25 protein-coding genes are annotated in these 24,505 nt (G+C 68.3%); 13 read left to right on the top strand and 12 right to left on the bottom strand.

The window, feature by feature from the left end:
- Positions 1–127: 127 nt before the first annotated feature.
- The 3 genes from murI to AC3RCC_RS12120 all read left to right on the top strand — a co-directional run bounded on the left by murI (position 128) and on the right by AC3RCC_RS12120 (position 2,878).
- Positions 128–985 carry a glutamate racemase gene (gene murI, locus AC3RCC_RS12130; protein ID WP_492258553.1) on the top strand — a complete coding sequence of 286 codons (858 nt, stop codon included), beginning with the start codon at positions 128–130 and terminating at the stop codon, positions 983–985.
- A 232-nt stretch (positions 986–1,217) separates the two neighbouring features.
- Positions 1,218–1,835: a 30S ribosomal protein S4 gene (gene rpsD, locus AC3RCC_RS12125; RefSeq protein ID WP_291638778.1), complete on the top strand. Its 618-nt coding sequence runs from the start codon at positions 1,218–1,220 to the stop codon at positions 1,833–1,835.
- A gap of 353 nt (positions 1,836–2,188) precedes the next feature.
- Entirely contained in the window at positions 2,189–2,878 is a 690-nt protein-coding gene (locus AC3RCC_RS12120) for a hypothetical protein (protein WP_492258552.1), read from the top strand.
- 114 nt (positions 2,879–2,992) lie between these two features.
- Here AC3RCC_RS12120 and AC3RCC_RS12115 read toward each other — a convergent pair whose 3' ends face one another.
- From AC3RCC_RS12115 to AC3RCC_RS12100, 4 genes are all read right to left on the bottom strand, one after another.
- Positions 2,993–4,492, bottom strand: coding sequence for a S1C family serine protease (locus AC3RCC_RS12115; RefSeq protein ID WP_492258551.1), 1,500 nt, complete (start codon positions 4,490–4,492; stop codon positions 2,993–2,995).
- Positions 4,493–4,628: 136 nt separating this feature from the next.
- Positions 4,629–5,063 (bottom strand): hypothetical protein, encoded by a 435-nt coding sequence (locus AC3RCC_RS12110; protein WP_492258550.1) that lies wholly within the window; start codon positions 5,061–5,063, stop codon positions 4,629–4,631.
- Between the two features lie 131 nt (positions 5,064–5,194).
- Complete coding sequence (locus AC3RCC_RS12105) at positions 5,195–5,911, bottom strand: MgtC/SapB family protein (RefSeq protein ID WP_291647497.1); 717 nt, start codon at positions 5,909–5,911, stop codon at positions 5,195–5,197.
- 118 nt (positions 5,912–6,029) lie between these two features.
- On the bottom strand, positions 6,030–6,674 hold the full coding sequence (locus AC3RCC_RS12100; protein ID WP_492258549.1) for a Spy/CpxP family protein refolding chaperone: 645 nt from the start codon (positions 6,672–6,674) through the stop codon (positions 6,030–6,032).
- Positions 6,675–7,062: 388 nt separating this feature from the next.
- Here AC3RCC_RS12100 and AC3RCC_RS12095 point away from each other — a divergent pair, with 388 nt between their 5' ends.
- Both AC3RCC_RS12095 and AC3RCC_RS12090 read left to right on the top strand, forming a co-directional pair.
- Entirely contained in the window at positions 7,063–7,383 is a 321-nt protein-coding gene (locus AC3RCC_RS12095; protein WP_291638784.1) for a hypothetical protein, read from the top strand.
- On the top strand, positions 7,380–8,840 hold the full coding sequence (locus AC3RCC_RS12090) for a methyl-accepting chemotaxis protein (RefSeq protein ID WP_492258548.1): 1,461 nt from the start codon (positions 7,380–7,382) through the stop codon (positions 8,838–8,840). Before AC3RCC_RS12095 ends, AC3RCC_RS12090 begins: the two co-directional genes overlap by 4 nt.
- Before the next feature lie 55 nt (positions 8,841–8,895).
- Here the strand turns inward: AC3RCC_RS12090 and AC3RCC_RS12085 are convergent, their stop codons facing one another.
- Positions 8,896–9,153, bottom strand: a complete 258-nt coding sequence (locus AC3RCC_RS12085) for a YjhX family toxin (protein WP_291638786.1) — start codon at positions 9,151–9,153, stop codon at positions 8,896–8,898.
- A gap of 282 nt (positions 9,154–9,435) precedes the next feature.
- Between AC3RCC_RS12085 and AC3RCC_RS12080 the strand changes: the two genes are divergently transcribed.
- The 6 genes from AC3RCC_RS12080 to AC3RCC_RS12055 all read left to right on the top strand — a co-directional run bounded on the left by AC3RCC_RS12080 (position 9,436) and on the right by AC3RCC_RS12055 (position 15,779).
- Positions 9,436–10,224, top strand: a complete 789-nt coding sequence (locus AC3RCC_RS12080; RefSeq protein ID WP_492258547.1) for an ATP12 family chaperone protein — start codon at positions 9,436–9,438, stop codon at positions 10,222–10,224.
- A 295-nt stretch (positions 10,225–10,519) separates the two neighbouring features.
- Positions 10,520–12,049: an acyl-CoA carboxylase subunit beta gene (locus AC3RCC_RS12075; RefSeq protein WP_492258546.1), complete on the top strand. Its 1,530-nt coding sequence runs from the start codon at positions 10,520–10,522 to the stop codon at positions 12,047–12,049.
- 179 nt (positions 12,050–12,228) lie between these two features.
- Positions 12,229–12,993, top strand: coding sequence for an ABC transporter permease (locus tag AC3RCC_RS12070; RefSeq protein ID WP_492258545.1), 765 nt, complete (start codon positions 12,229–12,231; stop codon positions 12,991–12,993).
- Positions 12,986–13,723, top strand: a complete 738-nt coding sequence (locus AC3RCC_RS12065) for an ABC transporter ATP-binding protein (RefSeq protein ID WP_492258544.1) — start codon at positions 12,986–12,988, stop codon at positions 13,721–13,723. Before AC3RCC_RS12070 ends, AC3RCC_RS12065 begins: the two co-directional genes overlap by 8 nt.
- A gap of 23 nt (positions 13,724–13,746) precedes the next feature.
- Positions 13,747–14,718: an ABC transporter substrate-binding protein gene (locus tag AC3RCC_RS12060; protein ID WP_492258543.1), complete on the top strand. Its 972-nt coding sequence runs from the start codon at positions 13,747–13,749 to the stop codon at positions 14,716–14,718.
- A 56-nt stretch (positions 14,719–14,774) separates the two neighbouring features.
- Positions 14,775–15,779 carry an MsnO8 family LLM class oxidoreductase gene (locus AC3RCC_RS12055; RefSeq protein ID WP_492258542.1) on the top strand — a complete coding sequence of 335 codons (1,005 nt, stop codon included), beginning with the start codon at positions 14,775–14,777 and terminating at the stop codon, positions 15,777–15,779.
- A gap of 15 nt (positions 15,780–15,794) precedes the next feature.
- Here AC3RCC_RS12055 and fabF read toward each other — a convergent pair whose 3' ends face one another.
- The 6 genes from fabF to AC3RCC_RS12025 form a co-directional block, all read right to left on the bottom strand.
- Positions 15,795–17,060: a beta-ketoacyl-ACP synthase II gene (gene fabF / locus AC3RCC_RS12050; RefSeq protein ID WP_492258541.1), complete on the bottom strand. Its 1,266-nt coding sequence runs from the start codon at positions 17,058–17,060 to the stop codon at positions 15,795–15,797.
- 9 nt (positions 17,061–17,069) lie between these two features.
- The gene (locus AC3RCC_RS12045; protein WP_492258778.1) at positions 17,070–17,585 is read right to left on the bottom strand and encodes a winged helix-turn-helix transcriptional regulator; all 516 of its coding nucleotides are present in this window, start codon (positions 17,583–17,585) and stop codon (positions 17,070–17,072) included.
- 67 nt (positions 17,586–17,652) lie between these two features.
- Complete coding sequence (locus AC3RCC_RS12040; RefSeq protein ID WP_291641797.1) at positions 17,653–18,792, bottom strand: ABC transporter permease; 1,140 nt, start codon at positions 18,790–18,792, stop codon at positions 17,653–17,655.
- Entirely contained in the window at positions 18,789–19,715 is a 927-nt protein-coding gene (locus AC3RCC_RS12035) for an ABC transporter ATP-binding protein (protein WP_492258777.1), read from the bottom strand. Before AC3RCC_RS12035 ends, AC3RCC_RS12040 begins: the two co-directional genes overlap by 4 nt.
- A 2-nt stretch (positions 19,716–19,717) precedes the next feature.
- Complete coding sequence (locus AC3RCC_RS12030; protein WP_492258540.1) at positions 19,718–20,674, bottom strand: HlyD family secretion protein; 957 nt, start codon at positions 20,672–20,674, stop codon at positions 19,718–19,720.
- Positions 20,671–21,342: a CerR family C-terminal domain-containing protein gene (locus AC3RCC_RS12025; RefSeq protein ID WP_492258539.1), complete on the bottom strand. Its 672-nt coding sequence runs from the start codon at positions 21,340–21,342 to the stop codon at positions 20,671–20,673. Before AC3RCC_RS12025 ends, AC3RCC_RS12030 begins: the two co-directional genes overlap by 4 nt.
- 374 nt (positions 21,343–21,716) lie before the next feature.
- On the opposite strand from AC3RCC_RS12025, the gene motA reads away from it, so the two are divergent.
- Positions 21,717–22,580, top strand: coding sequence for a flagellar motor stator protein MotA (gene motA / locus AC3RCC_RS12020; RefSeq protein ID WP_291641805.1), 864 nt, complete (start codon positions 21,717–21,719; stop codon positions 22,578–22,580).
- A 22-nt stretch (positions 22,581–22,602) separates the two neighbouring features.
- Positions 22,603–23,475 carry a flagellar motor protein MotB gene (locus AC3RCC_RS12015; RefSeq protein WP_291641807.1) on the top strand — a complete coding sequence of 291 codons (873 nt, stop codon included), beginning with the start codon at positions 22,603–22,605 and terminating at the stop codon, positions 23,473–23,475.
- A gap of 159 nt (positions 23,476–23,634) precedes the next feature.
- On the opposite strand, the gene AC3RCC_RS12010 is transcribed toward AC3RCC_RS12015, so the two are convergent.
- Positions 23,635–24,342: a GntR family transcriptional regulator gene (locus AC3RCC_RS12010; protein ID WP_291646716.1), complete on the bottom strand. Its 708-nt coding sequence runs from the start codon at positions 24,340–24,342 to the stop codon at positions 23,635–23,637.
- Between the last annotated feature and the right edge of the window lie 163 nt (positions 24,343–24,505).

Here is a 24,505-nt window from a genome sequence, read left to right as displayed (position 1 = left end):
TCCGAGAAATGAGTTTTAATGGACAAAGTCAACTAAATTATCCCCAGCGCGCTCACGCCACATTCATCCTCCCTTAACGGACCAGGGCCCCAATCGGGCTTTGCGGACCCCGGTCGGTACCAACCCCATGCAAGTCGATCTCCTCGCCGGAAACTGCCATCGCAGCGCGGTGATGCCGCAACGCCGCCCGACCATCCTCCTGTTCGATTCCGGTCTCGGCGGCCTGACCGTGCTGAGCGAAGTCGTCGCCAGCCGCCCCGATGCCGACATCGTCTACGCCGCCGACGACGCCGCCTTTCCCTATGGAAGGCTGAGCGAGGCGGCGCTGATCGCCCGCGTGCTCGCGGTGATGGAGCGGCTGGTCGCGCGCTTCCATCCCGACCTCGTCGTCATCGCCTGCAACACGGCCTCTACGCTGGTGCTCCCGGCGCTGCGGGCCCGTTTCTCCATCCCCTTCGTCGGCACCGTTCCGGCGGTGAAGCCGGCCGCCGCGCGCAGCCGCAGCGGCCTCGTCTCGGTTCTGGCGACGCCGGGAACCGTGGCGCGCGACTACACACGCGGGCTGATCGAGCATTATGCCGGCGGCTGCGAGGTGACGCTGGTCGGCGCGACCCGGCTTGCCGGCCTCGCCGAGGCGGCCCTGAAGGGCGAGACGATCGGCGACAGCGACGTGCTGGCCGAGATCGCCCCCTGCTTCGTCGCGCGCGACGGCAGGCGCACCGATGTGGTGGCGCTCGCCTGCACGCATTACCCGCTGCTGCTGGCCCGCTATCGCCGCCTCGCACCCTGGCCGGTGGAGTGGATCGACCCCGCCCCCGCCGTCGCGCGGCGCGTCACGCAACTGCTCGGCCCGGCCGGCGACTGGCGCGACGCCGGCGAGGCCTGCGCCGTCTTCACCGCCGGCACCCGGCTGAGCGGGCCGGCCCGGATCGCGCTGGCCGGCTTCGGCCTGGCGCGGGTCGAGATCGAGGCGATGCCGGCCTGAGCTGGAGCGCGCAGGCGCCCATGCCTGGCCACGGCCATGCCGATATCGCGCCGGCGCATTGACTTTCGCCGGCAATTCCCGCATAGGCACCGGCGTCGCGCGGCTCCTCACGGGGCCGCGTGGCTTTTTCCGCACCCGTGATCCGCTCCCTTTGGAAGCCGGATCTGTCGCCCCGGAAACGGGGAGAAGGAGGGCGCGGTCCTCAAAATCGCGAACCAAGAGGACACGCGACATGTCGAAGCGCCATGAGGCGAAGTACAAGATTGACCGCCGCCTCGGTCAGAACATCTGGGGCCGCCCGAAGTCCCCGGTCAACCGCCGCGAATACGGCCCCGGCCAGCACGGCCAGCGCCGCAAGGGCAAGCCTTCCGACTTCGGCACGCAGCTGCGCGCCAAGCAGAAGCTGAAGGGCTATTACGGCTCGATCTCCGAGAAGCAGTTCCGCCGCTACTACGCCGAGGCGACCCGCCTGAAGGGCGATTCGGGCGAGAACCTGATCGGCCTGCTCGAGCGCCGTCTCGACGCGGTGATCTACCGCGCCAAGTTCGTCCCGACCGTCTTCGCCGCTCGCCAGTTCATCAATCACGGCCACATCACCGTGAACGGCAAGCGCGTCAACATCGCGTCCTACCAGGTCAAGCCGGGCGACGTGATCGCGGTCAAGGAGAGCTCGCGCCAGCTCGCCATCGTCATCGAGTCGGCCGCCCTCGCCGAGCGCGACGTGCCTGACTACATCGACGCCGACCACAACAAGTTCTCCGCCTCCTTCACCCGCACCCCGACCCTGTCGGACGTGCCCTATGCGGTGCAGATGGAGCCGAACCTGGTCATCGAGTTCTACTCGCGCTGATCCGATCTCTCAGCCGGCGGGCGCAAGCCTCTGGCGAGAATCGAAAACCGGAATCAGGAAAGGGCGGTTCTTCGGAGCCGCCCTTTTCGTTTGCGGGCACGGCCGCGACCCGGGCGGTCCGGCCGCGATGGCCTTGCGGCACTCTCGCGCACGCTTTTCGGAGCTTTCTTGGCCGGGCTGTTGAGCCTTTGCTCCGGCCCGCCTAGGCTCCCTGCGTGACTGCTATTCCTCCCGCCTGGGCTCATCTCGAGCCAACCTCCCTCAAGGCGCTCCTGGAGCCGCCCGGCAGGGTCCCGCGAGCGCTCCGCCTCACGCCCCACGACGTCCCGGCCGAGGCGGCTCTTCTTGCCCCCATGGTCCAGGCCGCACGCCTTTTGCTGGGGCTTGCCGTGGAGAAAGGCGGCCTCGTCCTGACGCCCGCCGGAGCCCTGAAGCGCGTCGATGTCCGGCCTGTCTTCGACCAGACGGAATGGCCGGGATACGACAAGGCCGACATCCTCGCGACGAGCAAGGTCATCAACGAGCACGACGCCTATGGCGTCCTTTTCACCCGGATCGCCTTGCAGGCTGCGGGCCTGCTGCGGAAGCGTTCGGGGATCCTGAGGGCGAGCAGGGCGGGCAAGGCCATGCTCGCCCCTGAAGCGGCTCCTGCCTTGCTCGCAGCGCTGTTCGAGGCGGTCTTCTGGAAGATGAACCTGCAGGACTTCGACCGGAACCCGATCGAGTTCTGGCCGCAGCACCATATGGGCGTGATTCTCTGGAGCCTGTCGGTGACCGCGCATGAATGGTCGAGCGCCGGGACACTGACGGAGTCCTGCACGGTGATGGAGACCTTGCTCGAGGTTCCGACGCAGGACCTTCCGGAGTTCGCCATGGTGTCGCGGGTCCTGCGCCCTCTGACATGGCTGGGGCTTCTGGAAAGCCGGAAGCAGGCGCCACGGGCCGGCTGGGGTTTCGACGAGGATTTCAGGATCGTGCCGCTGTTCCGGCAGCTGGTGGGGTTCAGGGTGGAGATGCAGGGCGCGCAAGCCGCGCGGCATTGATCGCCCCCGCTGCCGCTCGCGCCACCTGTCAGCCGCAGATCGCAAGCTTCTGGATAGACCCAAGAAGGGCGACGTCTTGGAGCCGCCTTTTCGTTGGCGGACCAGCCCTCCCCCTCACCGGCAGGAGATGAAGGCGCTCGCCTTCTTCGCCCGCTCCGCGAGATCGGCCGGGTCGAGCTTTTCGCCGGGCGCGCCGGTCTCGTAGGCGATCTGGTTGGCATCGAGGAAGCTCGCGGCGAGCGACGCCTTAACCGCGAAATTGATGTTCTGCGGCAGGTCGCCGCGCTCGGAGGCCATCTTGATCGCGTCGAGCTTGGCCGAGACCACGCCGACGACATTGCCAGCACCGTCGAGCAGCGGCCCGCCGGAATTGCCGGGCTGGACCGGAGCCGAGATCTGGAGGTAGCGGCTGTCATCCTTCAGCCCCGCCAGTGCCGTGACATTGCCGAGCGTGAAATTGCCAGCCGTGGCGAGGAGATCGCTGTGCGGGAAGCCGAAGGCGGCGATGCCCTCGCCCAGCCGCACGCTCGGCCGGACCGGCAGCGTGCGCTCCGCCGGGCCGGCGATCTTGAGGACCGCCAGATCGTTGATCACGTCGCGCGCCAGCACCTGGGCAGGCACGCCGACGGCCCCGTCCGGCCGCACGCTGATCGCGCTGCAATCCTGCACGACATGGGCGTTGGTGACGACATGTCCGGCCTTCGAGACGAAGAAGCCCGAGCCGGAGGAGGATTTGGGCTTCGGCGGCTCCTCCGGCGCGGCCGCAGCCCGCGGCGCCGGGGGTATGGTGGTCGAAGGTGTCGTGGTCGGCGGCGGCTGCCTGGAAGCGCCGGCGCTCTCGGGTGCACCGGGTTCCCAGGGAAAGCGGACCCGACTGGTCTCGGGAAAGGGCGCGCCGGTCATCGTCGCCCAGAGCGAGCCGGAAATCACCGTCACCAGCCGGCTGCCATAGACCGGCGCATCATCCTCCGACCATGACATGTCGAAGCCGAGGATGCCGCGGCCGTCGGCATGGTAGCGGACATAGCGGCTATAGCGCCCCTGATTACCGGTGATGACAAAGAAATCGCGCTTCAGGGTCTTGAAGTTGATCTTGTCGCCACTGCCGAGCATCTCCCGCAGCGTCACCGCATAGGCGTTTTCGACATCCAGCGAGCCGTAATAGTTGAACTTCAGGCGGAAGCGGTTGCCGGGCTCGCGCAACTCGACGCCGGCATCGGTTCGCTTGGCCTCGAGCTCGAGCCCCATCGGCACCCAGAGCTGCCGGCCGCGGGTCGGGTGCGGCACCCAGCGCAGCCGCCAGCCATTCAGGACCGCAGTGCCCGCCTGCAGGATGCGCTCGACCTGGGCGCGCGTCAGGACGCCGGTCGGCGCCTCGCCCCGCGAGAGCTGGAACTGCCTGGTCGCTTCGAAGAGGCGGCGCGAATAGCCGATATTGGGAACGGCGGGCCAGTGCCCGGCACTGGTCAAAACCAGCTGGAACCAGAGACGCGTATCGGGCTTCAGCCCAAGGAAGACCGCCTGCGCCCGCGCGAAATACGGATCCTGCTGCGCCTGCGCCAGGCCGGGAGAAAGCGCCCCGACGAGCACCAACGCAACCGCTCGCAAACGCATGATATCCTCGACGCCACCGACCCGCGGCAAGGTAGGGCCGGCCCCGGGCAAGTCAATCGCCGCAGGTGCAAGGCCTCAGCCCGTTCATGCAGGGCGCCAGGCGGTCTTTCACCGCCCGGCGCCTCGCCAATCCTGCTCAGCGCGGGCACCAATCCCAGAAGCCGTGCGTGCGTGCCCGGTTGGTATAGTACCAGCAATAGCCAGAGCGCGGCGGCGAACCGGCCCAGGAGGTGGCTGCGGCGCCGGCGATGAAGCCGATCGCGGCGCCGGCCGCGATCGCGCCGCCACGGTTCCAGCGCCGATGCGGATGCACCACGACGACATTGTGCCGCGGATGATGCCGGACACCATGGCGCGGCCGATGATGGGGATGCGGACGAGCGACCGGCCGGTGATGCGGGCGCGTATGAGGACGGTGTTGCGGCCGGTTCACATGCCCACGATTGGCGCTCTGGCGCGAGGTGCCGGACACCTGGGCCTGCGCGGTCGCGACCAGCGGCAGCGGCGCGACGAAACCGGCCAGCAGCGCCCCCAGAAGCACGAGGGACTTCAATCTCAGATAGCGATACACCGCGCTCTCCTCTTCTTCCGGGACCCAGCCGACGGGAGCCGGCGGGATGGCTGCCCGTGATTCGCGAGCGGCAGGGCCAGCGTAACAGGTTCTATCCGATGCGAGCCCCGACGCCAGCCGGACACCGCCGGTCAGTCCGCGGTGCTGCTTTCCCAGGTCGCGTGCTTCACGCCGGGAATGCGCCCGAGCCGATCGACGACTTGGTCCAGCTCCCGCCGGTCGACAGCGGTGCTGATCAGGACGGCGGTGATCTCGACCATGTCGTCGCCCCGCTCGACCGTCCGGACATCGCTCGCCGGATACTTCGCGTTGTCGAGATGCTCGACCAGGGCATCGCGCACCGTCGGCAGTGCCGCACCGCTCGAGGTCAACACCACCTCATAGGTCGCCTCGAGGGCCTTCTCGTCCAGCGGAATCCGGTTGATCGCATTGACGAGCGGGCGCAGCAGCGTGTTGCCGGCGAGCACCAGGACGGTGACCAGCACCGCCTCGGCGACCATGTCGGCGCCCGCGCAGGCGCCGACGGCCGAGGCGCACCAGAGCGTCGCGGCGGTGTTGAGGCCGCGGACGTTCAGGCCCTCCTTCATGATCACGCCGGCACCGAGGAAACCGATGCCGGTGATCACGTTGGCGATGACCCGGATCGCGTCCGAGGTGCCGCCCATCGCCATGGCGAGATCGACAAAGGCGGCCGAGCCGACCGCGACCAGCACCGTCGTGCGCAAGCCCGCCGTGCGCTGGCGATACTGCCGCTCGGCGCCGATCAGCACCCCGAGTACGAAGGCGACGCCGAGACTGACGACGGAATCGAGAAAGGAATAGAGTTCGAAGGTCTGGATGAAGCGCACCGGCCTGCCCCTGCCAAGCCCGCCGGCTATAGCCTGCCGCATGATACGCAACAATGACAACGGCCGGGCTCACGCCCGGCCGTGCCGATGATCTTTCGCAGCCGGCTTTGCCGTCTGCTCACATGTCGTCGTCGCGATCCCGGTCGTGATCATGGTCGCGGTCGCGCCAGCGGCGCGAGCCGCGGTCGTCACGACGGTCGTCGTCATTGCCGCGCATGCGCCGGTGCATCTCCATCATCCGGCCGCGGCCCTCGGCCATGATTTCGCGCATGGCGCGGCGGGTGACGGTCTTCTGCTCGTCCGACAGCGTCGTCCAGAGCGGGCGCACCGCATCGGCCATTTCCTTCGAGCGGATGGCGCGCTCTGCCTGCCGCGTCGCCATCATGTCGAGCCGTTCCATGATGTCGGCATGACGGAAGTTCTCGCGCTGATCACGCATCTGGGACATGCGTTCGCGGCGCTGCTCGGCATTGCGCTTGATCAGCGCCTCGATCTTCTCGAAGGCGGCGACCTGCTCGGGCTTCAGCTTCAGATCGGTGCGAAGCTTGGCGAGACGCTCGTTCAGCTGCGCCGTCATCCGTTCGGCGCGCCGCTCGCGCATCTCCTCGCGGCGGTCGCTGCGATCGGCCTTCTCGCCGCCGCTGCCGCCATGCTGCGCGCTCTGCCCTGCTTGCGCCAGGGGGATCGGCTGCGGCTGCGCGACCGCCAGGCCGGTCGCCAGAATAGCGGCGCCGGATGCGGCGATGAGGGCTAGGCGTTTCATGAAAAGCTCTCCGTTTTCGTTGACTGACGACGGTTCGCTGTCTCGGGTCTCGAAGCCGGCAGACGATGGCCGCAGCCTGGCCGAGCGCCCCTCACGCCACGATGGCGCGATCATGAAGAGATTGTAATGTCCCAAGGACGCACCGGCGAGCCCGAAGTTCCCGCCTCCCCCGCCTTGCGGCGAAAATTCTTGCCGGCGGCCCAGGCCTGCCGCTGGCCTATGCCTGCCGGTAGCCGCTCGCGGCCCGGGCGATGCGCGAGGGGCCGGCGTGGTGGCAAGGATTACTCAACCATTACAGTCTAGAGTCCGGCATAGCCTTGCGGCGACCAAACGCGCTTCTCGGCCAGCGGCGTCTGCCGACGCCGGCTCACCGGTCTGGGGGAGCACGATGCGCGAGTTGCTCTTCGGCCTCACTGTCGGTCCGCTGATGGCGCTGGCGCTCCTGCTCCTGGCCGGTCAGCCGGTCGAAGGACGGCCGGTGGTGGCCCTGTTCCCGCCCGGCTCCGGCGAATCCCGGATGATCGCCGCCATCGCCGCTTCCGGCGGCGCGATCCTGGCGCTCAGTTCCAGCCGGCCGGTCGCCGTCAGCACAGCCGAGACCGCGGATTATGCCGGCAAGCTCTACGCCGCCGGCGCCTGGCTCGTGCTCGACGCCAGCCTGGCGAAACTCTGCATGGACGTCGGCGCGGTCTCAGGGAGCAGGCCATGAATCTGGTTGATCAGTTTCGCCGGCGCTTCGGCCTTCTGCTCACCACCCTGCTCTGGCTCCAATTCGTTCTGGTGGCGGCCTGCGTCCAGGGCTTCGAACTGCCGGGCGCGAGTCTCACGCTCGCCGCCCTCGCCCTCGCAGCGGTTCCGACCATTCTCTGGCAGCTGCGCGGGCCGGATTGGCTGACCCGCCAGGTCAGCTCCCTCGCACTGGTCGGCCAGGTCATGCTGCTGGTCTACGTCACGGCGGGGCATCCCTATCAGCCCGACATCCATATGAGCTTCTTCGCCGCGCTCGCCATCACCGCGGGCTGGCTTGACTGGCGCATCTTCGTCACCACCGCGGTCGCGATCGCGGCGCATCATGCCGGCCTGAACCTGGTCTATCCGGAAGGTGTCTTTCCCGGCGGCAGCGACGGCCGCCGCGTGCTGCTCCATGCCGTCATCGTGGTCGTGCAGAACAGCGCTCTGAGCTGGGTCGTGATCACCCTGCGGGCCGCCTTCATCAACGCCGAAGCGCAAAGCGAGCGTGCAAATGCCGCGCGCCTCGTCGCCGAGCAGGCCGAGCGCGATCTCGCCAGGACCACGCTGCAGGCGGCGCTGGAGCGGCAGGCGCTGGTGCTGGAAATCGCCGACGATCTCGAAGTGGAGGTGGCCGGCATAGCAGGCGAGGTCTTCGCCTCGGTCGAGCCGCTGCGCAGGGCCGCCTCGCAGATGTCCGAAGGCGCGCGCCGGGTCCAGGAAGGCGCGCTGGCCGCAGCCACCTCCTCCGACCAGGCCGCCACGGCCGTCACCGCCGCCACCATCGCCACGAACGGGCTCGCCAGCGCGATCGGCGAGCTGCGCGAGCAGGTCGGCGCCACGAGCCGGGTCGTCGAATTCACCACCAGCAGCGCCCACAACGTGCTGAGCACGGTCCAGCATCTCTCGCGGAAGGCGGAGGATATCGGCCAGATCGTCCAGCTGATCTCGACCATTGCCGAGCGCACCAACCTCCTGGCCCTCAACGCCTCGATCGAGGCGGCCCGCTTCGGCGTCCAGGGGCAGGGCTTCGCCGTCGTGGCGCAGGAGGTCAAGGCGCTTGCCAGCCAGACCTCGCAGGCGACGGCCGACATCCAGAAACGGATCGCCGCCATCCACGAATCCGGCTCCGAAGCCGTGCAGGCGATCGAGGTGATGGGCGGCTCGATCAATTCGCTGAACGACGTCTCGGCCTCGGTCGCCGCCGCCATCGCCCAGCAGGACCAGGCCACCGCCGGCATCGCCGAGAATATCGGCAGCACGGCGCAGGATGCCGAGATGGCCTCGGACACCATCCACCGCGTCATCGGCGTCGCCAATGAAGCCGGGTCGGCGGCCGGTTGCGTCTCCGACGCCGCCGAGAAGCTCGCAGAGCAGGCGGCGCAGCTCGACAGCCAGGTCCGCACCTTCCTCCAGCGCATCCGCCAGGCCGCCTGAAACGCTGACGAGCGCGGCCGGCATGGCGGGAGGGCCTGCGCCCTCCCGCCTGTCGTCACCTGTTGTCGGCCTGGCTGCGGACGGCGAGCCGTCCGAGCCGGGAGATGCGGTAGGGCGCGCCCTGCCGCGACTCGATCAGCCGCTTGCGCTTGAGGCCAGCGAAGATGGCGAGCGTGCAATCACTCAGAAGATGACCTTCATGGGTGAAGCATTCGACATGATGGATACGGCGGTTCTCGCCGCGAAAATGGCGGATCTGCCCGCCACGGGCCAGCACGTGCAGCACGCGCTGCTCGTCCCGCGAAACGTTCATGATGGAAAAGCCTGTGCATGGAACCATGACAAGCGCCGCGGCGAAAGCCGACCCTGTGGTCTGGATCTCTCACCCGGCGCTGGATCAGGTCTCGCCTCAGCGAAACCTCACCGGGTTCCCGCACTCTCCAACATGATGCCCTCTCGCGCGCCTCGCGGACGCGAATGGCGTCCGGGGAGAAGGCGTTTAGCCCCCTGCCCGGCAAGGGTCAACGCTCGGAGACAGCGCGCACCGGCACGAAGCCGTTTCGCGCGGGGTCTCGGATGCGCTATGGACGCAGCCATGTCGACCGATGATTTCCTCGCGCGCTTCGGCTCCCCCGGCCAGCGCCAACCCGACCCCGTCGCCGCCGCCCAGCAGGCGATGCGCAACCCGCTGCCTAAGCGCTTCTACGAGAAGGCCGAAGCGCTGGAGCGCGACGGCCTCTTCCAAGTCGCGCTCGACGGCCGCACCGCCCGCACCCCGGCCCGCAAGCCGCTGGCGGTCGCCTCGCACGCCGTCGCGCAGGCGCTGGCCGCCGAATGGCAGGCGCAGGAGGGGGAGATCGACCCCGCCCGGATGCCGATGACCCGGCTGGTCAACTCGGCGCTCGACGGCGTCGCCGACCAGCACGAGGCGGTCCGCGCCGAGATCGTCCGCTATGCCGGCAGCGACGCGCTCTGCTATCGCGCCGGCGAGCCGCGCGAACTGGTGGAGCGCCAGGACCAGATCTGGAACCCGCTGATCGCCGCATTGGAGGCGCGGATCGGCGGCCGCTTCGTCATGGCGCAGGGCGTGGTCTTCGCCGAGCAGCCGCAGACCGTGCTCGACGCGGTGGAAAAACGCGTCGCGGCGATCCCCGCCCCGATCGCCCTCGCCGGCGCCCACAACGTCATGACCCTGACGGGGTCGACCATCCTGACGCTCGTCCTTGCCGAGGGGCTGATCGACGCCGAGGCGGCCTGGGCCGCCGCCCATCTCGACGAGGACTATCAGATCGGGATCTGGGGCCAGGACGAGGAAGCGGCCGAACGCCGGGTACTACGGCGCAAGGAGTACGACGCGGCCGTGCTGCTGCTGATGCAGGGCTAGCGCATTTCCGCGTTTCCCTGAAACGCCGGAATGCGCCATCTCTTTGATTTATCGTGCCTTCTTCACGCGAACCGCGGCCGATTCGCTCGAAAACGCTCCGGAGGCGATGCAGCCGGCCGCGTGACGCGTAGCCTTTTCGACCAATCTGCACCGTCATCCGACCGCAGCGAAGCGCGCCTTCGCAATGACGTTTCGGCGTGATCGAAGAACGTTTGCGCCGCCGGCATCCGATGGACAGCCCGTCCCGCGCCGCTTAAGCCGGTGAGAGATCGTCAGTCGGCTGCGGGGCTTCGCCATGAAGGACATTCTCGAACAGCTCGAATCGCGTCGCGCGGGTGCTCGGCTCGGTGGTGGCGAGCGGCGGATTGCGGCGCAGCATGGGCGCGGCAAGCTGACGGCGCGCGAGCGGATCGAGCTGCTGCTCGACAAGGACTCCTTCGAGGAGTTCGACATGTTCGTGCAGCACCGGGCGGTCGATTTCGGCATGGACAAGGCCGAGAAGATCCCCGGCGACGGCGTCGTCACCGGCTGGGGCACGGTCAATGGCCGCACCGTCTTCGTCTTCTCCAAGGATTTCACCGTCTTCGGCGGCTCGCTCTCCGAGACCCATGCCCAGAAGATCATCAAGATCCAGGACATGGCGCTGAAGATGCGCGCGCCCATCGTCGGCATCTTCGACGCCGGCGGCGCCCGCATCCAGGAGGGCGTCGCGGCGCTCGGCGGCTATGGCGAGGTCTTCAAGCGCAACGTCCAGGCGTCCGGCGTGATCCCGCAGATCTCGGTGATCATGGGGCCCTGCGCCGGCGGCGACGTCTATTCGCCGGCGATGACCGATTTCATCTTCATGGTCCGCGACACCTCCTACATGTTCGTCACCGGGCCGGAGGTGGTGAAGACCGTCACCAACGAGACGGTGACCGCCGAAGAGCTCGGCGGCGCCAGGGTCCACACCTCCAAATCCTCGGTGGCCGACGGCTCCTTCGAGAACGATGTCGAGGCGCTGCTGCAGGTGCGCCGGCTGATCGACTTCCTGCCGGCCAACAATACGGCGGGCGTGCCGGAATGGCCGTCCTTCGACGTGCCGGACCGGGTCGACACCAGCCTCGACACGCTGGTGCCGGACAATCCGAACAAGCCCTACGACATCAAGGAACTGATCCTGAAGACGCTCGACGAGGGCGATTTCTTCGAGATCCAGGAGGCCTATGCGAAGAACATCGTCACCGGCTTCGGGCGGATCGAGGGCCGGACCGTCGGGGTCGTCGCCAACCAGCCGATGGTGCTGGCCGGGGTGCTCGATGCCGATGCCTCGCGCAAGGCGGCGCGCTTCGTGCGCTATTGCGACGCCTTCGAGATCCCGATCGTCACCTTCGTCGACGTGCCCGGCTTCCTGCCGGGCACGGCGCAGGAATATGGCGGGCTGATCAAGCACGGCGCCAAGCTGCTTTTCGCCTATTCGGAATGCACCGTGCCGCTGGTCACGGTGATCACGCGGAAAGCCTTTGGCGGCGCCTATGACGTGATGGCCTCGAAGCATATCGGCGCCGACGTCAACTATGCCTGGCCGAGCGCCCAGATCGCGGTGATGGGCGCCAAGGGCGCGGTCGAGATCATCTTCCGGGGCGGCGACGCCGAGACGATCGCGCGCCAGACAAAGGAATATGAGGACCGCTTCATGAGCCCGTTCGTCGCGGCCGAGCGCGGCTATGTCGACGAGGTGATCATGCCGCACTCGACCCGCCGCCGCATCGCCCGGGCGCTGGCCATGCTCCGCACCAAGAGCCTCGAACGCCCCTGGCGCAAACACGACAATATTCCGCTGTGATCCGGCTCGCGCAGGATAACCCCTGCGCGACCACTGCTCACCGGAAGACACGACCCAAGTATTAAATTAGAATATTTCTGATGTAGAGCGCAAGCTTGCTGCGGCACTGCAGCAGACTTGCGCATTTCATCCATAGGCTTATTGAGCGTGGCGCATCCGAAATTTGACGCCAGCAAACATTGCCCCGTTTCACGACCATCATCGTCTTCGCCGCCACGCTCGCTTTGTGGTGGCTCGCCAGCCGTCTCGGCTGGGTCAGCGCCTTCCTGCTGCCCGGGCCCGGCACGGTCGCGGAGACGATTGCCGAGTTGATCGCCTCGGGCGAACTCCTGCGCCACACGCTCGTCAGCCTGAGGCGCGTCGCGCTCGGCTATCTCCTCGCCATCGCCTTCGCCGTGCCGCTCGCCTTGCTCTTCGTGCTGAGCCTCAGGCTGCGGGCGCTCTTCGAGCCGCTGCTCGAATTCCTGCGCCAGATTCCGCCGCTGGCGCTGATGCCGCTGCTGATGCTCTGGCTCGGTATCGGCGAGACGCAGAAGGTCGGGATCATCATCCTCTCCTGCTTCTTCCCGATCTTCCTCGGCGTGCGCGGCGGCTTCGATTCCGTCGACCGCAAGCTGATCGATGTCGGCACGGTTTGCGGCTTCTCGCGGCCGGAGATCATGCTGCGCATCGTCCTGCCCTCGGCCCTGCCGGCGATCGTCGTCGGCCTCCGGATCGGCCTCGGCTATAGCTGGCGCGCGCTGGTCGGCGCCGAGCTGATCGCCTCCTCGGCCGGGCTCGGCTACATGATCGTCGACGCCGAGAACCTCGCCCGCACCGACATCGTGCTCGCCGGCATCCTCGTCATCGGCGTGCTCGGCCTCACCGCAGACCATCTGCTGCGCCTCGCCATCCGCCGCAGCGCGCCCTGGCTCTCCGGCGACCTGGAGATGGCCCGTGCTTGAGCTTTTCGGCATCGGCCGGCGCTACCGCGTCGGCGCGGAGGAGGTCACGGCCCTCGCCGATATCGACCTTTCCTTCCCCGCCGGCTCGTTCACGACGCTGGTCGGCCGCAGCGGCTGCGGCAAGACCACATTGCTGCGCATCCTCGCCGGCCTCGAAAAGCCGAGCGAGGGCGAGATCCGACGCGGCGACGGCGGCAGGCTGCGCACCGCCATCGTCTTTCAGGAGGCCAGGCTGATGCCCTGGCTCGATGTTTCCGCCAATGTCGGCTTCGGCCTGCGCGGCCGGGTGCTGCGCCCCGTCGCCGCCGAGCGTTGCGCCGCCGCGATCGAACTCGTCGGCCTCTCGGCCTTTGCCGGCGCGATGCCGGCGCAGCTTTCCGGCGGCATGGCCCAGCGCGTCGCGATCGCGCGCGCCCTCGTCCAGGAGCCCGACCTTTTGCTACTCGACGAGCCCTTCGCGGCGCTCGACGCCTTCACCCGCCGGACCATGCAGAACGAGCTCGTCTCGATCTGGCAGCGACGGCGCCCGACCATCGTCTTCGTCACCCACGACGTCGAGGAAGCCGTGCTGCTCGGCGAGCGTGCGCTGGAGATGCAGGCCGGCCGCATCGTCGGCCGCGAGGCGATCGCCCTGCCCTATCCGCGCGACCCGACCGACCCCGACGTCAACCTCCATCGCCGGGCGATCCTTTCCCGGCTGATGACGACGCCGACGCCTGCCGCGGCCTGAATTTTCTGTCCAAGGAGACCACCATGAAGAAGCCCCTCGCCTGTCTCGGCCTCGCGCTCGCGCTGCTGCTGCCCGCCGCTCATGCCCAGGCGCAAACGGCCGAGAAGCCCAAAACGGTGCGCATCACCTATGTCACCGCGCCCTTCAACGTTCCCTCCATCGTGATGCGCGAGAAGGGCTTCCTCGACGAGGCCTTCGCGGCGAAGGGCATCAAGGTCGAGAACCCCGTCATCACCTCCGGCGCGCAGCAGACCCAGGCCATCGCCGCTGGCGAGATCGACATCGCCAGCGTGCTCGGCGGCACCTCCGCCATCCTCGCTGCCGCGAACGGCGTGCCGCTCAAGGTCGTCGCCGCCTATGCGCGCTCGCCAAAGGCCTATTTCCTGATGACCCGCGCCGACGGCCCGGCGAAGCTCGCCGACCTCAAGGGCAAGAAGATCGCCGGCCCCAAGGGCACGGTGCTGAACCAGCTCCTCGTCGCTGCGCTCGCCTCGCAGAATCTGAAGCTCAGCGATGTCGAGTACATCAACATGGATCTGCCGGCCGCGCGCGCCGCGCTGCTTGCCGGCCAGGTCGACGTCGCGACGCTCGCCGGCGCCAATGTCACCCAGGTCGAGAAGGCCGGCGGCCGCGCTCTGACCAGCGGCGAGGGCCTGATCAAGCCGACCACGGTGATCGGCGCCAATGCCGCCTTCCTGGAGAAGCACCCCGATCTGGTCGCCGCCTATTTCGCCGCCCATCACAAGGCGCTCGATTTCATGGCGAAGAACCCGGAGGAGGCGCTGGCGATCGCCGCCAAGGAGCAGAAGATCACGATCGAGGACGCCCGCGCCCAGCTGCCGCTCTACGACTTCACCCCGGCGATGACCGAGGCCGACATCGCCAATCTCACGGCGGATCAGGCCTTCATGATCGAGGCCGGCATGCTGCCCAAGGCCAAGGCGATCGACATCAAGGCGAGCCTCGTCGCCCCCTCCGCCTTCAAGCTCAACTGACAAGGCAAGGGAGCGCCGCCTTTTCGGCGGCGCTCCGGCCAGCGGATATCGCCACCATGAAGCTCTCGCTCCTCGATCCTCTCGTCGTGCCCAAGGGCCAGACCTCCGGCGGCGCCCTGCGCACCGCGATCGCCATGGCGAAGGAGGTCGAGCGCCTCGGTTTCGCCCGCTACTGGATCGTCGAGCATCACGACGTCGCCTTCGAGGCCAACCCGGCCCCGGAGGTCTTCGCCGCCGCGCTCGCCGGCGCGACCTCGCGGATCCGCATCGGCGTCGGCGGCGTGCTGCTCAACCATTACAGCCCCTACAAGGTCGCCGAGGCACTGCGGACGCTCGGCGCGCTCTTCCCCGGCCGCATCGATGTCGGCATCGGCCGCGCCACCGCCGGCCCCCTCGCCGACCGCGCGCTGAAGCGGCTGCGTGACGCCGAGATCCCGGACGACCATGCGGCGAATGTCGAGGAGCTGATCGGCTGGCTCGGCAACGACCTACCGGAAACCTCGCCCTTCCATGCAATCGGCATCATGCGCGACGAGCCTGCCGGCCCCCTGCCCTGGATCCTCGCGGTCAGCGAAGGCAGTGCGCGCCGCGCCGCCGAGCTCGGCCTCGGCCTCGCCTGCAGCGCCTTCCACCAGCCGGAGCAGGCGCCGCACTCCTTCGCGGCCTATCAGTCGGCCTTCCGGCCTTCGCGCCACGCCGCCGGCATCGCCGCGCCGCAGGCCTTCATCGCCGTGCGCGCCATCATCGGCGAAACGCAGGAGGAGGCCGAGCGCCTCGCCATGCCGGTTCGCGCCGTCTTCCGCCAGCGGCGCAAGCCCGAGCGGATCATGCTCGAGCGCCTGCCGGAGCTCGACGAAGCGATGGCGATCATGGACGGGATGGTTCCGGCCGATGATGCCGACTGGCCGACCTTCATCGTCGGCACGCCGGAGCGCGTTGCCGGGAGGCTGCGTCACATGGCGGCGCTGACCGGCGCCGACGAGTTCATGATCCAGGATTTCCTCGACGATCCCGAGCTGCGGCTGCGCAATTACAAGCTGCTGCTGCGCGAATTCGCCTGAGGGCGCGGAAAGCCGTCAGCTCCAGCGCCGGAACGCCACGCTGGCGTTGACGCCGCCGAAGCCGAAGCCGTTCGAGATGGCGTGCTCCATCGCATGCGGCCGGGCGAGCTTTGCAACGAGGTCGAGCCCGGCCGCCTCCTCGTCCGGATTGTCCAGATTGAGCGTCGGCGGCACGATCTGGTCGCGCAATGCAAGGACGGTGAAGATCGCTTCGAGCCCGCCGGCCGCGCCGAGCAGATGGCCGGTGGCAGACTTGGTCGCGCTGATCGCGATGCCGCCCCCGTCGCCGAACACCGACTTGATCGCGGCGAGCTCGCCGCGATCGCCGACCGGCGTCGAGGTCGAATGGGCGTTGAGATGGCCGACATCGCCGGGCTTCAAGCCTGCCTGCTTCAATGCCGTTTCCATCGCCCGGCGCGCTCCCGAGCCGTCCTCGGGGCCGGAGGTGATGTGATAGGCGTCGGCGCTGGTGCCATAGCCGGTCAGCTCGGCGAGGATCGTCGCACCGCGCGCCTGCGCATGCTCCAGAGCCTCGATCACCAGGATCCCGGCCCCCTCGCCCATGACGAAGCCGTCGCGGTCGCGGTCGAAAGGACGTGACGCCTTCTCCGGCTCGTCGTTGAAACCGGTGGAGAGCGCCCGCGCCGCGGCAAAGCCGCCGAGCGCGACGAGATCGACGCAGGCCTCGCTGCCGCCGCAGAGCGCGATATCGGCCTCGCCGGCCCGGATCATCCGCGCCGCATCACCGATCGCCTGCACACCCGCGGCGCAGGCCGTGACCGGTGCACCGATCGGCCCCTTGAAGCCGTGATCGATCGAAACATGTCCGGCGGCGAGATTGACCAGGAAGGACGGCACGGTGAAGGGCGAGAGCCGGCGCACGCCGCGCTGGTCGGTGGTCCGCACCGCCTCGGCGATCGCCGGAAAGCCGCCGACGCCGGAAGCGATCACGGTCGCGGTGCGCTCGCGCTCGGGCTCGCTCTGCGGCTGCCAGCCGGCCTGCGCCAGCGCCTCCTTGGCGGCGACCAGCGCGAACTGGATGAAACGGTCCATCTTGCGCTGGTCCTTGGGCGCGATCGCGACATCGGCATCGAAACCGCCCTCATTGTCCTCGGCCTTGCCGGGCACGAGACCCGCAACCTTGGCCGGAAGGGTCTCGGCCACCGCATCCGGCAGGCGGCGCAGGCCGGAGCGGCCCGCGAGCAGGCGCCGCCAGGCGAGTTCGGTGCCGCAGCCCAGGGGCGAGACGACGCCCAGTCCGGTGACGACGATGCGACGCATAGAAAGCTCCTAGCTCGGTTTGGTTCGGGTGGCTGCTTCGCGCGCTGCGACGAAGGCAAGGCGCTCGCGCATGCCAGTGCTGGCCTGCGGACCGGCGATGACCGTGACGCTGTCGACGGTGATGGGTTGCAAGGTCGCGGCAGCGACGGTGACCGGGATGATCGGCTCTTCGCTTCCGCGCTCGGCCAGCTGCAGTGAGGCGCCCTCGGGCGCAAGATGCCGGTTGGCATAGCCGATCAGCGCGGCGACGACCGGGAAGAAGTCCCGCCCCTTCTCGGTCAGGATGTATTCGTAGCGCTTCGGCCGCTCATTATAGAGCCGCCGTTCGAACAATCCGCTCTCGACGAGATGCTTCAGCCGGCGCGCCAGCATGTTCGGCGCGATACCGCGGCTGCGCTCGAACTCGTCGAAGCGGGTCAGCCCCTGCAGTGCATCGCACAGGATCAGTATGCTCCACCACTCGCCGACGGTCGCGACGGCGCGGGCACAGGGGCATTCGGTGAGCGGAGCGAGCCCAGGCTGCATGACCAAGCCCGCTATCTCAGTTACTATCTTTTTGCAAGTTACGATTTCCCGGGAGAGCCGCCCTCCGTCAGTCCAGCGTGCTCCGGAACCGCATCAGGGCGATCCCCGCATAGAGCGGCACGAAGGCGGTCAGCCAGAACACCTCGGTGCCGATGTCGCCGAGATCGGCACCTTTCAGCATGATCGCGCGCACGACCCGCAGGAAATGCGTCAGCGGGAAGATCTCGCCGAGCCACTGCGCCCAGAGCGGCATGCCGGCGAATGGAAACATGAAGCCGGAAAGCAGCAGCGAGGGCAGGAAGAAGAAGAAGGTCAATTGCATCGCCTGGAGCTGCGTGCGCGCCAGGGTCGAGATCGTGTAGCCGAGCAGGACCAGCGCCAGCACGAAGATCGTGACGCAGGCGAGCAGCAAGGTGAGGCTGCCGAGGAAGGGCACGCCGAAAAGCAGCTTCGCCGCCGAGAGCACGACCGCGACCTGGACGCTGCCGACGGCGAGATAGGGCAAGACCTTGCCGAGCATGATCTCGCCAGGCGTCGCCGGCATGGCGAGCAGGTTCTCCATGGTGCCGCGCTCGATCTCGCGGGTCAGCGCCATCGCCGTCATCATCACCATGGTCATCTGCAGGATGACGCCGAGCAGGCCGGGCACGATGTTGTACTGGGTGATGCCCTCGGGATTGTAGCGCCGGTGCACGACGAAGGAGAGTGCGCTCTCGCTCTGCTGCCGGGCCTGGTCCTCGGTGCCGAGCTCGCGGGTCAGCGCCCGTCCGGCAATGGTCTGCAGCGCCCCGACCGCATTGCTCGATGCGGCGGGGTCGGTCGCATCGGCCTCGACCAGGATGCGCGGCTCGTCACCGCGCTCGACCCGCATGCCGAAATCGCTGGGAATGGTGACGAGGAAGGAGATCGCGCCGCGCGCCATCAGGCTCTCCGCCTCGGCCGCGCTCTCGGGCCGCTTGGCGAAACGGTAATAGCCGGAGACCTCCAGCGCCGCGACCACCGAGCGGGTATAGCGATCCTGGCCCAGCGCCAGGACCGCCGCCGGCAAGCCCTTGGGATCGTTGTTGATCGCGTAGCCGAAGAGCAGGAGCTGGATGATCGGCACCACCAGCATCATCGCGAAGGTGATGCGGTCGCGCCGCATCTGCACGAATTCCTTGGCGAGGATGGCGCCGAGCCGCCCCGCGGACAGCGCGAAGGCGCTCATGCCGCCTGCCCTCCGGCCTGGGCCCTCGCCATGAACTGGATGAAGACATCCTCCAGGCTGGTCTCGCCGGGCTCGATGCGAAGGCCCGGACGCTGCCTCAAGGGCGCCAGCGCCGCCTCCAGCCTGCCCCTGTCGGTACCGACGACATGCAGCGTCGCGCCGAAGGGCGCGACCTGCTCGACGCCGTCCGCCTGAGCGAGTGCCGCGATCTCGGCCGGCTTCAGCACGCCATGGACGACATAGGTCGAGAGGCCGGAGCCCTGCACCACCTCCTCGACCGTGCCCGTCGCCAGCATGCGGCCATAGGCGATGTAGCCGATGCGGTGGCAGCGCTCGGCCTCGTCCATGTAATGGGTCGAGACCAGCACGGTCAGCCCCTCGCCGGCGAGGCGGTGGATCTCGTCCCAGAACTCGCGCCGCGCCTTTGGATCGACGCCCGCGGTCGGCTCGTCGAGCAAGAGCAGCTTCGGCTCGTGCATGATGCAGGCGGCGAGCGCGAGACGCTGCTTCCAGCCCCCCGAGAGCGTGCCGGCGAGCTGGTCCTTGCGCGAGGTCAGGCCGAGACCGTCGAGCGTCCTCGCCACGGCCGCCCCGACGGGCTTGAGCCCGTAGAGCCGGGCGACGAAGGCGAGATTCTCCTCGATCGTCAGGTCCTCGTAGAACGAGAACCTCTGGGTCATGTAGCCGACATTGAGCTTGATCTGCGCACTCTGGCTGCGGACGTCGAAGCCGAGCACCGTGCCCTCGCCGGCATCCGGCGTCAGCAGCCCGCAGATCAGCCGGATCGTCGTGGTCTTGCCGGAGCCGTTCGGACCGAGGAAGCCGACGATCTCGCCCTGGCGCACGGTGAGGTCGACATTGTCGACCACGGTCCGCGTGCCGAAGCACTTGGTCAGCCCGCGGACCGCGATGGCGTTCTCGATGTTCATCGCCGGGCCTGCATGACGACGTCGACGATCTGGCCGGGCTGCAGCTTCGCCGCCGGCCCGCCTTCCGGCCGCGCCTCGACGAGATAGACCAGCTTTTGCCGGGTATCGGCGGAGTAGATCACCGGCGGGGTGAATTCCGGCTCCTGCGAGACATAGGAGACGGTGGCGGCGAGACCCGGCGGGCAGCCATTGCAGTGCACTTCGAGCCTTGTGCCGACCACCGTGCCGGAGAGCAGCGCCTCCGGCACATAGAGCATCAGCTTCACCGCCCCGTCCGGCAGCATGGTCAGCACCGGCGCGGTCGGCCCGGCGAGCTCGCCGGGATGACGCACGATATCGGTGACGATGCCGGGGGCAGGCGCGGTGAGCCGGCGCTGCGACAGCCGCCATTTCGCCTGGTCGAGCGCGGCCTGCGCCTGCGCGACCTGGTTCTGCGCCGCCCTGATCTCCTCCTCGCGCGCCGCCAGCCGGGCCACGGCGAGATTGGCGGCGCTCTGCCGGACGCTGGCCGCCGCGACGTCGCGCGCCGTCTGCGCCTGGTCGAGATCGGCCTGGGTCGAGACCCCGCGCCGGAACAAATCCTGCCGGCGTTCCAGCGCCCGCTCGGCCTCGCGATGCTGGGCCTGGGCCGAGGCCGCATTGGCCTCGATCACCGCGATCTCCTCCGGGCGCTTGCCGCTGAGCAGATTGGCGAGCTGGGCGCGCACCTGCACCAGCCGCGCCTCGCTTTCGGCGACGACGTTCTGCGCATCGTCCTTCTGCAGTTCCGCGACGACGGCGCCCGGAGTCACCCGCTCGCCGCGGCGGACCGCGACGCTCTCGATCCGCGCGACATCGATCGGCCCGAGGCGGACATATTCGCCCTCGACATAGCCCGCGACCCGCGTGGTCGGCGGGGCGCAGATGCCGAGCGAAGCGGCCAGGGCGAAGGAGCAGATGAAGCCGAGGATCATGAGGCCTCTCCCCTGCAGGCGAGAATGCTGGCGCGCACCGAGCGCCGGATCGCCTCGCCGATCAGGCGCGCCTCCTCGGCACCGATCCCGTCCCAGTCGAGCCGCCGCGTCACCGCCGGCCGCGCGATGCGGAAATAGAAGACCTGGCCGATCGCCGCGAAGACCGCGAGCTTCGTCTCCGGCGCCTCCGGCTCCATGCCGGTCGCCGCCGCCCAGACCTGGCAGACCCGGCGATGCACCGGCTCGAACAACCCGCCATAGAGAGCCTCGAAAGCAGGGCTCGGCGTCAGCATCTCGCGCATGACGAAGCGGGCGACGACTTCGCTCTCCGGCACCGTCGTCAGGAAGCTGACGACCCGGCCGATCAGGGCGAGCAGCTGCTCGGTCGCGGCGTCGCGATCGGTCACGTCGGGCGCCATCGAGACGGCAGGCGAGCCGCCCGTCAGCACGCCCTGCATCCGGGCGATGATCGCCTCGGCACAGGCCTGCCTCAGCCCGTCCTTGCCGCCGAAATGATAGGCGATACCGGCGCTGTTGACGCCGGCCGCCTGCGCGATCTCGCGCGTCGAGGTCGCGTCGAAGCCGTTGCGGCCGAACAGGTCGAGCCCCGCGCGGATCAGCGCCTGCCGCGTGCCCTCGACATCCTCGATGATGGAAACGCGTGCCATGGCGAGAGCATAGGACCACGCCCCCTTTCAATCAATCGATTGATTGAAAGGGGGCGTAGATGAGCGCCAACCGGCACTCGCTCTCAAGATGCAGAGAGCTTGTCATCGACGCGCGCCTTCCGTCACCGCGGCGCGTCCAGTTTGTCTCCGAGCCCAAACGCGCCGGCGCCGATCACCGGGACTGGCGAAGGCTCATCGCCCCCGGTCTTCGCCCCCAGGCCTGCCCTGCCACCCCAAACCACGGCCGGAGGACGACGCTTAGAAAGCCCTCGGCCAATGCCTGTAAACTCGCCCTTAACCTTGATCGGTCACTTCGTCAGACAAGTAGTGAACTAGCGCGGGCTGCACCTGCTGCGGCGCAGGGTAGCAGATTCATGCGGCTGATCATCGGCACAATCATCGTCTTTGCCTGCGTCTTCGGCGGGTATGCGGCGATGGGCGGCAAGCTCCTCGTCCTTTGGCAGCCGTTCGAGTTTGTTATCATCCTCGGTGCAGCGATGGGTGCCTTCATCATCGGCAACACCGGGCCGGTGCTCAAGTCCGTCCCCACCATGCTTGGTACGCTCGTGAAGGGCCCCAAGTACAATCGGGAGGCGTATGTCGAACTGCTGGCGATGCAGTATTCCCTGTACAGGCTTGTAAAGCAGAAGGGCATGCTCGCGGTCGAGCAGCACATTGAAGATCCGAGCGAGTCGGCGCTTTTCAATGCCTTTCCGACCTTTGCAGAGAACCATCATGCGGTCGAGTTTGTCTGCGACTACATGCGCATGTTGACGATGGGCGCCGACAACGTCCACGAGATAGACGCTCTCATGGACGAGGAACTGGAGACGCACCATCAGGAGCAGGAGCGTCTTGTTGCGGCCATGCAGTCGATCGCCGACGGAACACCAGCGCTCGGCATCGTCGCCGCCGTGCTCGGCGTGATCAAGACGATGGGGTCGATCAGCGAGCCGCCGGAGGTGCTGGGGCATCTGATCGGCGGCGCGCTCGTAGGCACCTTCTTCGGCGTCTTCGTCGCCTACGGCTTCTTCGGGCCCATGGCGCAATCGCTCAAGAGCATCTTCGAGGCGGAATCCAAGTACTACCTTTCGCTCAAGGCGGGCCTCCTCGCCCATATCAGCGGCCAGCCGCCGGTGATGGCGGTAGAATTTGCCCGCAAGGCTCTGATGAGCGACGTCCGCCCGACCTTCAGCGAAGTGGAAGCGGCAACCGCCGATCTGCCCGCCAACGCCTGACCCAATCTCCAGCAGGGACTCGATGGCCAAGCCCGCCCAGACGATCATCATCAAGAAGGTCAAGAAGGCCGCCCATGCGCACCATGGCGGGGCCTGGAAGATCGCCTATGCGGATTTCGTGACAGCGATGATGGCGTTCTTTCTGCTGATGTGGCTGATCAGCATGACGACGCAGGAGCAGAAGATCGGCCTGGCGGAATACTTCGCGCCGGGGGCTGTGAGCGCCAGCACCAGTGGCGCTGGCGGCATCCTGATGGGCACCGCCCTGGACAAGTCAGGCAACAAGTCGTCGGCGCCCCGCGAAACGGCGAGCGGCGTCACCGGGCAGGAAGACGGAGCGCGCCGGGCGAGCTCAGGCCGCGCCAGCGACCGTCAGGTCACCCGCCCGGCCGCCGGCGCGCAGGCGCAGCACAGCGCCGCGGCCAGCCTCCGGCAAACGCTCCAGAGCATGCCCGAAATGGCCGAGCTGTCGCGCAACATCGTGATCGAGCCGACCAAGGAGGGCTTGAACGTCTCCCTCGTGGACGAGGAGGGTCGCTCCATGTTCCCCGAGGGCTCGGTCGAGCCCTATGACCGCACCCGTCGCGTGCTCGAGGTGCTCGCACCCACCCTGCGCCGGCTGCCCAACCAATTGTCCGTCACGGGCCACACCGCCGTCGCGCGCCCGGGCTCGGCGCGGGCCGTCGATTCCTGGAGCCTCACCGCCGGGCGCGCACTCGCCGTGCGCAGGATCCTGTCGGGTGCCGGAATCCCGAACGACCGCTTCGCTTCCGTGACGGGGCGCGCCGACACCGAGCCGGTCTTCCCCGACAATCCCTACATCGCGCCGAACCGACGGGTGACGATCACACTGCTCGGCGCGGAACCGCCGCTGCCCCCGAACGTCTTGCGCTGACGACAAGGCTCCTCGGCCCTCAAGCCCGAGGAGCCACTGCCCAGCCGCGGCGCCCTGCCCCGCCGGCCGTGCGCGCTCCTCCAGCGTCTCCATCTCGATCTGCGGCTGCTTAAGCAGCCCGCAGGCGCATGACGCTCCTGCAGCCGCACCGGGCGCGGCTCAGAGCTGGCGCAGACCGATATGCTCGATCAGGGGGACGAGCTCGTCGCGCGCCGCAACGCGGTGAGCACGGGCGAGCCGATGCGCCGCCTCGGCGTCGCCGGCCCTCACCGCCTCGCCGATCAGCCGATGCGCCTGTGCCGAGCCGACCGGCCGGGCCCGCAGCCTCAGGGTCAGCATGCGGGCGCGATGGGCCTGGTCCGTCACCGTCTGGGCGATGCGGCGCAGGCGGCCATTGCCGCAGCGCTCGACCAGCAGGCGGTGGAACAGTTCGTCGGCCTCGGCCCAGCCGGCGAGATCCTCCGCCGCCAGTGCCTGCTCCATCGCCGCCGTCGCGGCCTCGAGCTCGTCGGCCACCGCCGCGCGATCCTGGTCCGGCAGCGCCGTCAGCAGCTCCGCCGCCATCGACTCGACCGCGATGACGACCTCGTAGATCTCGCGGATGTCCTGCGGGGCCAGCGGGCAGATCAGCACGCCGCGCTTCGGCAGCACCCGCACCAGCCCGTCCTCCTGCAGGCGGATGATCGCCTCGTGCACCGGGGTCCGGCTCATCCCGAGCCGCACCGCGATCTCCTGCTCCGAGCCCTGATAGCCCGGGGCGAAGACGGTGTCGCGGATCGCCTGCTTCAGCGCGGCATAGGCCTCGTCGACCAGCGAGCCGCGTCTGGCCCCGCCCCCCGCAATTTCCGCCCGCGCAAGCTCGGCCATGGCCACCTCCAACACCGTCCGAGCATGGCCGATCGCTTGCATGGAAGCAAGAATGGAAGCTTGACAAGGCGACCCTGACCGGAAACGCTGAACGCATGCAAACTTCCATGGAACACAAATGGAAGGGCAGTCGAGGCGCCGGCGAACGGCGCCGGCACAGGGA

The sequence above is a fragment of the Allobosea sp. GW823-FHT01F03 genome, from assembly GCF_058798075.1.
Note: the sequence above shows the minus strand (reverse complement) of the source record. Positions and strands in the feature narration are given on the sequence as shown.

What these genes read in the sequence shown, in the direction of transcription:
- AC3RCC_RS12080 (WP_492258547.1), top strand. Translation starts at nt 9,436, where the DNA reads ATGTCGACCGATGATTTCCTCGCGCGCTTCGGCTCCCCCGGCCAGCGC.
- AC3RCC_RS12120 (WP_492258552.1), top strand. Translation starts at nt 2,189, where the DNA reads ATGGTCCAGGCCGCACGCCTTTTGCTGGGGCTTGCCGTGGAGAAAGGC.
- AC3RCC_RS12055 (WP_492258542.1), top strand. Translation starts at nt 14,775, where the DNA reads ATGAAGCTCTCGCTCCTCGATCCTCTCGTCGTGCCCAAGGGCCAGACC.
- rpsD (WP_291638778.1), top strand. Translation starts at nt 1,218, where the DNA reads ATGTCGAAGCGCCATGAGGCGAAGTACAAGATTGACCGCCGCCTCGGT.
- AC3RCC_RS12025 (WP_492258539.1), bottom strand. Translation starts at nt 21,342, where the DNA reads ATGGCACGCGTTTCCATCATCGAGGATGTCGAGGGCACGCGGCAGGCG.
- AC3RCC_RS12060 (WP_492258543.1), top strand. Translation starts at nt 13,747, where the DNA reads ATGAAGAAGCCCCTCGCCTGTCTCGGCCTCGCGCTCGCGCTGCTGCTG.
- AC3RCC_RS12075 (WP_492258546.1), top strand. Translation starts at nt 10,520, where the DNA reads ATGAAGGACATTCTCGAACAGCTCGAATCGCGTCGCGCGGGTGCTCGG.
- AC3RCC_RS12095 (WP_291638784.1), top strand. Translation starts at nt 7,063, where the DNA reads ATGCGCGAGTTGCTCTTCGGCCTCACTGTCGGTCCGCTGATGGCGCTG.
- AC3RCC_RS12100 (WP_492258549.1), bottom strand. Translation starts at nt 6,674, where the DNA reads ATGAAACGCCTAGCCCTCATCGCCGCATCCGGCGCCGCTATTCTGGCG.
- AC3RCC_RS12085 (WP_291638786.1), bottom strand. Translation starts at nt 9,153, where the DNA reads ATGAACGTTTCGCGGGACGAGCAGCGCGTGCTGCACGTGCTGGCCCGT.
- AC3RCC_RS12010 (WP_291646716.1), bottom strand. Translation starts at nt 24,342, where the DNA reads ATGGCCGAGCTTGCGCGGGCGGAAATTGCGGGGGGCGGGGCCAGACGC.
- fabF (WP_492258541.1), bottom strand. Translation starts at nt 17,060, where the DNA reads ATGCGTCGCATCGTCGTCACCGGACTGGGCGTCGTCTCGCCCCTGGGC.
- AC3RCC_RS12015 (WP_291641807.1), top strand. Translation starts at nt 22,603, where the DNA reads ATGGCCAAGCCCGCCCAGACGATCATCATCAAGAAGGTCAAGAAGGCC.
- AC3RCC_RS12030 (WP_492258540.1), bottom strand. Translation starts at nt 20,674, where the DNA reads ATGATCCTCGGCTTCATCTGCTCCTTCGCCCTGGCCGCTTCGCTCGGC.
- AC3RCC_RS12040 (WP_291641797.1), bottom strand. Translation starts at nt 18,792, where the DNA reads ATGAGCGCCTTCGCGCTGTCCGCGGGGCGGCTCGGCGCCATCCTCGCC.
- motA (WP_291641805.1), top strand. Translation starts at nt 21,717, where the DNA reads ATGCGGCTGATCATCGGCACAATCATCGTCTTTGCCTGCGTCTTCGGC.
- AC3RCC_RS12045 (WP_492258778.1), bottom strand. Translation starts at nt 17,585, where the DNA reads ATGCAGCCTGGGCTCGCTCCGCTCACCGAATGCCCCTGTGCCCGCGCC.
- AC3RCC_RS12115 (WP_492258551.1), bottom strand. Translation starts at nt 4,492, where the DNA reads ATGCGTTTGCGAGCGGTTGCGTTGGTGCTCGTCGGGGCGCTTTCTCCC.
- AC3RCC_RS12090 (WP_492258548.1), top strand. Translation starts at nt 7,380, where the DNA reads ATGAATCTGGTTGATCAGTTTCGCCGGCGCTTCGGCCTTCTGCTCACC.
- murI (WP_492258553.1), top strand. Translation starts at nt 128, where the DNA reads ATGCAAGTCGATCTCCTCGCCGGAAACTGCCATCGCAGCGCGGTGATG.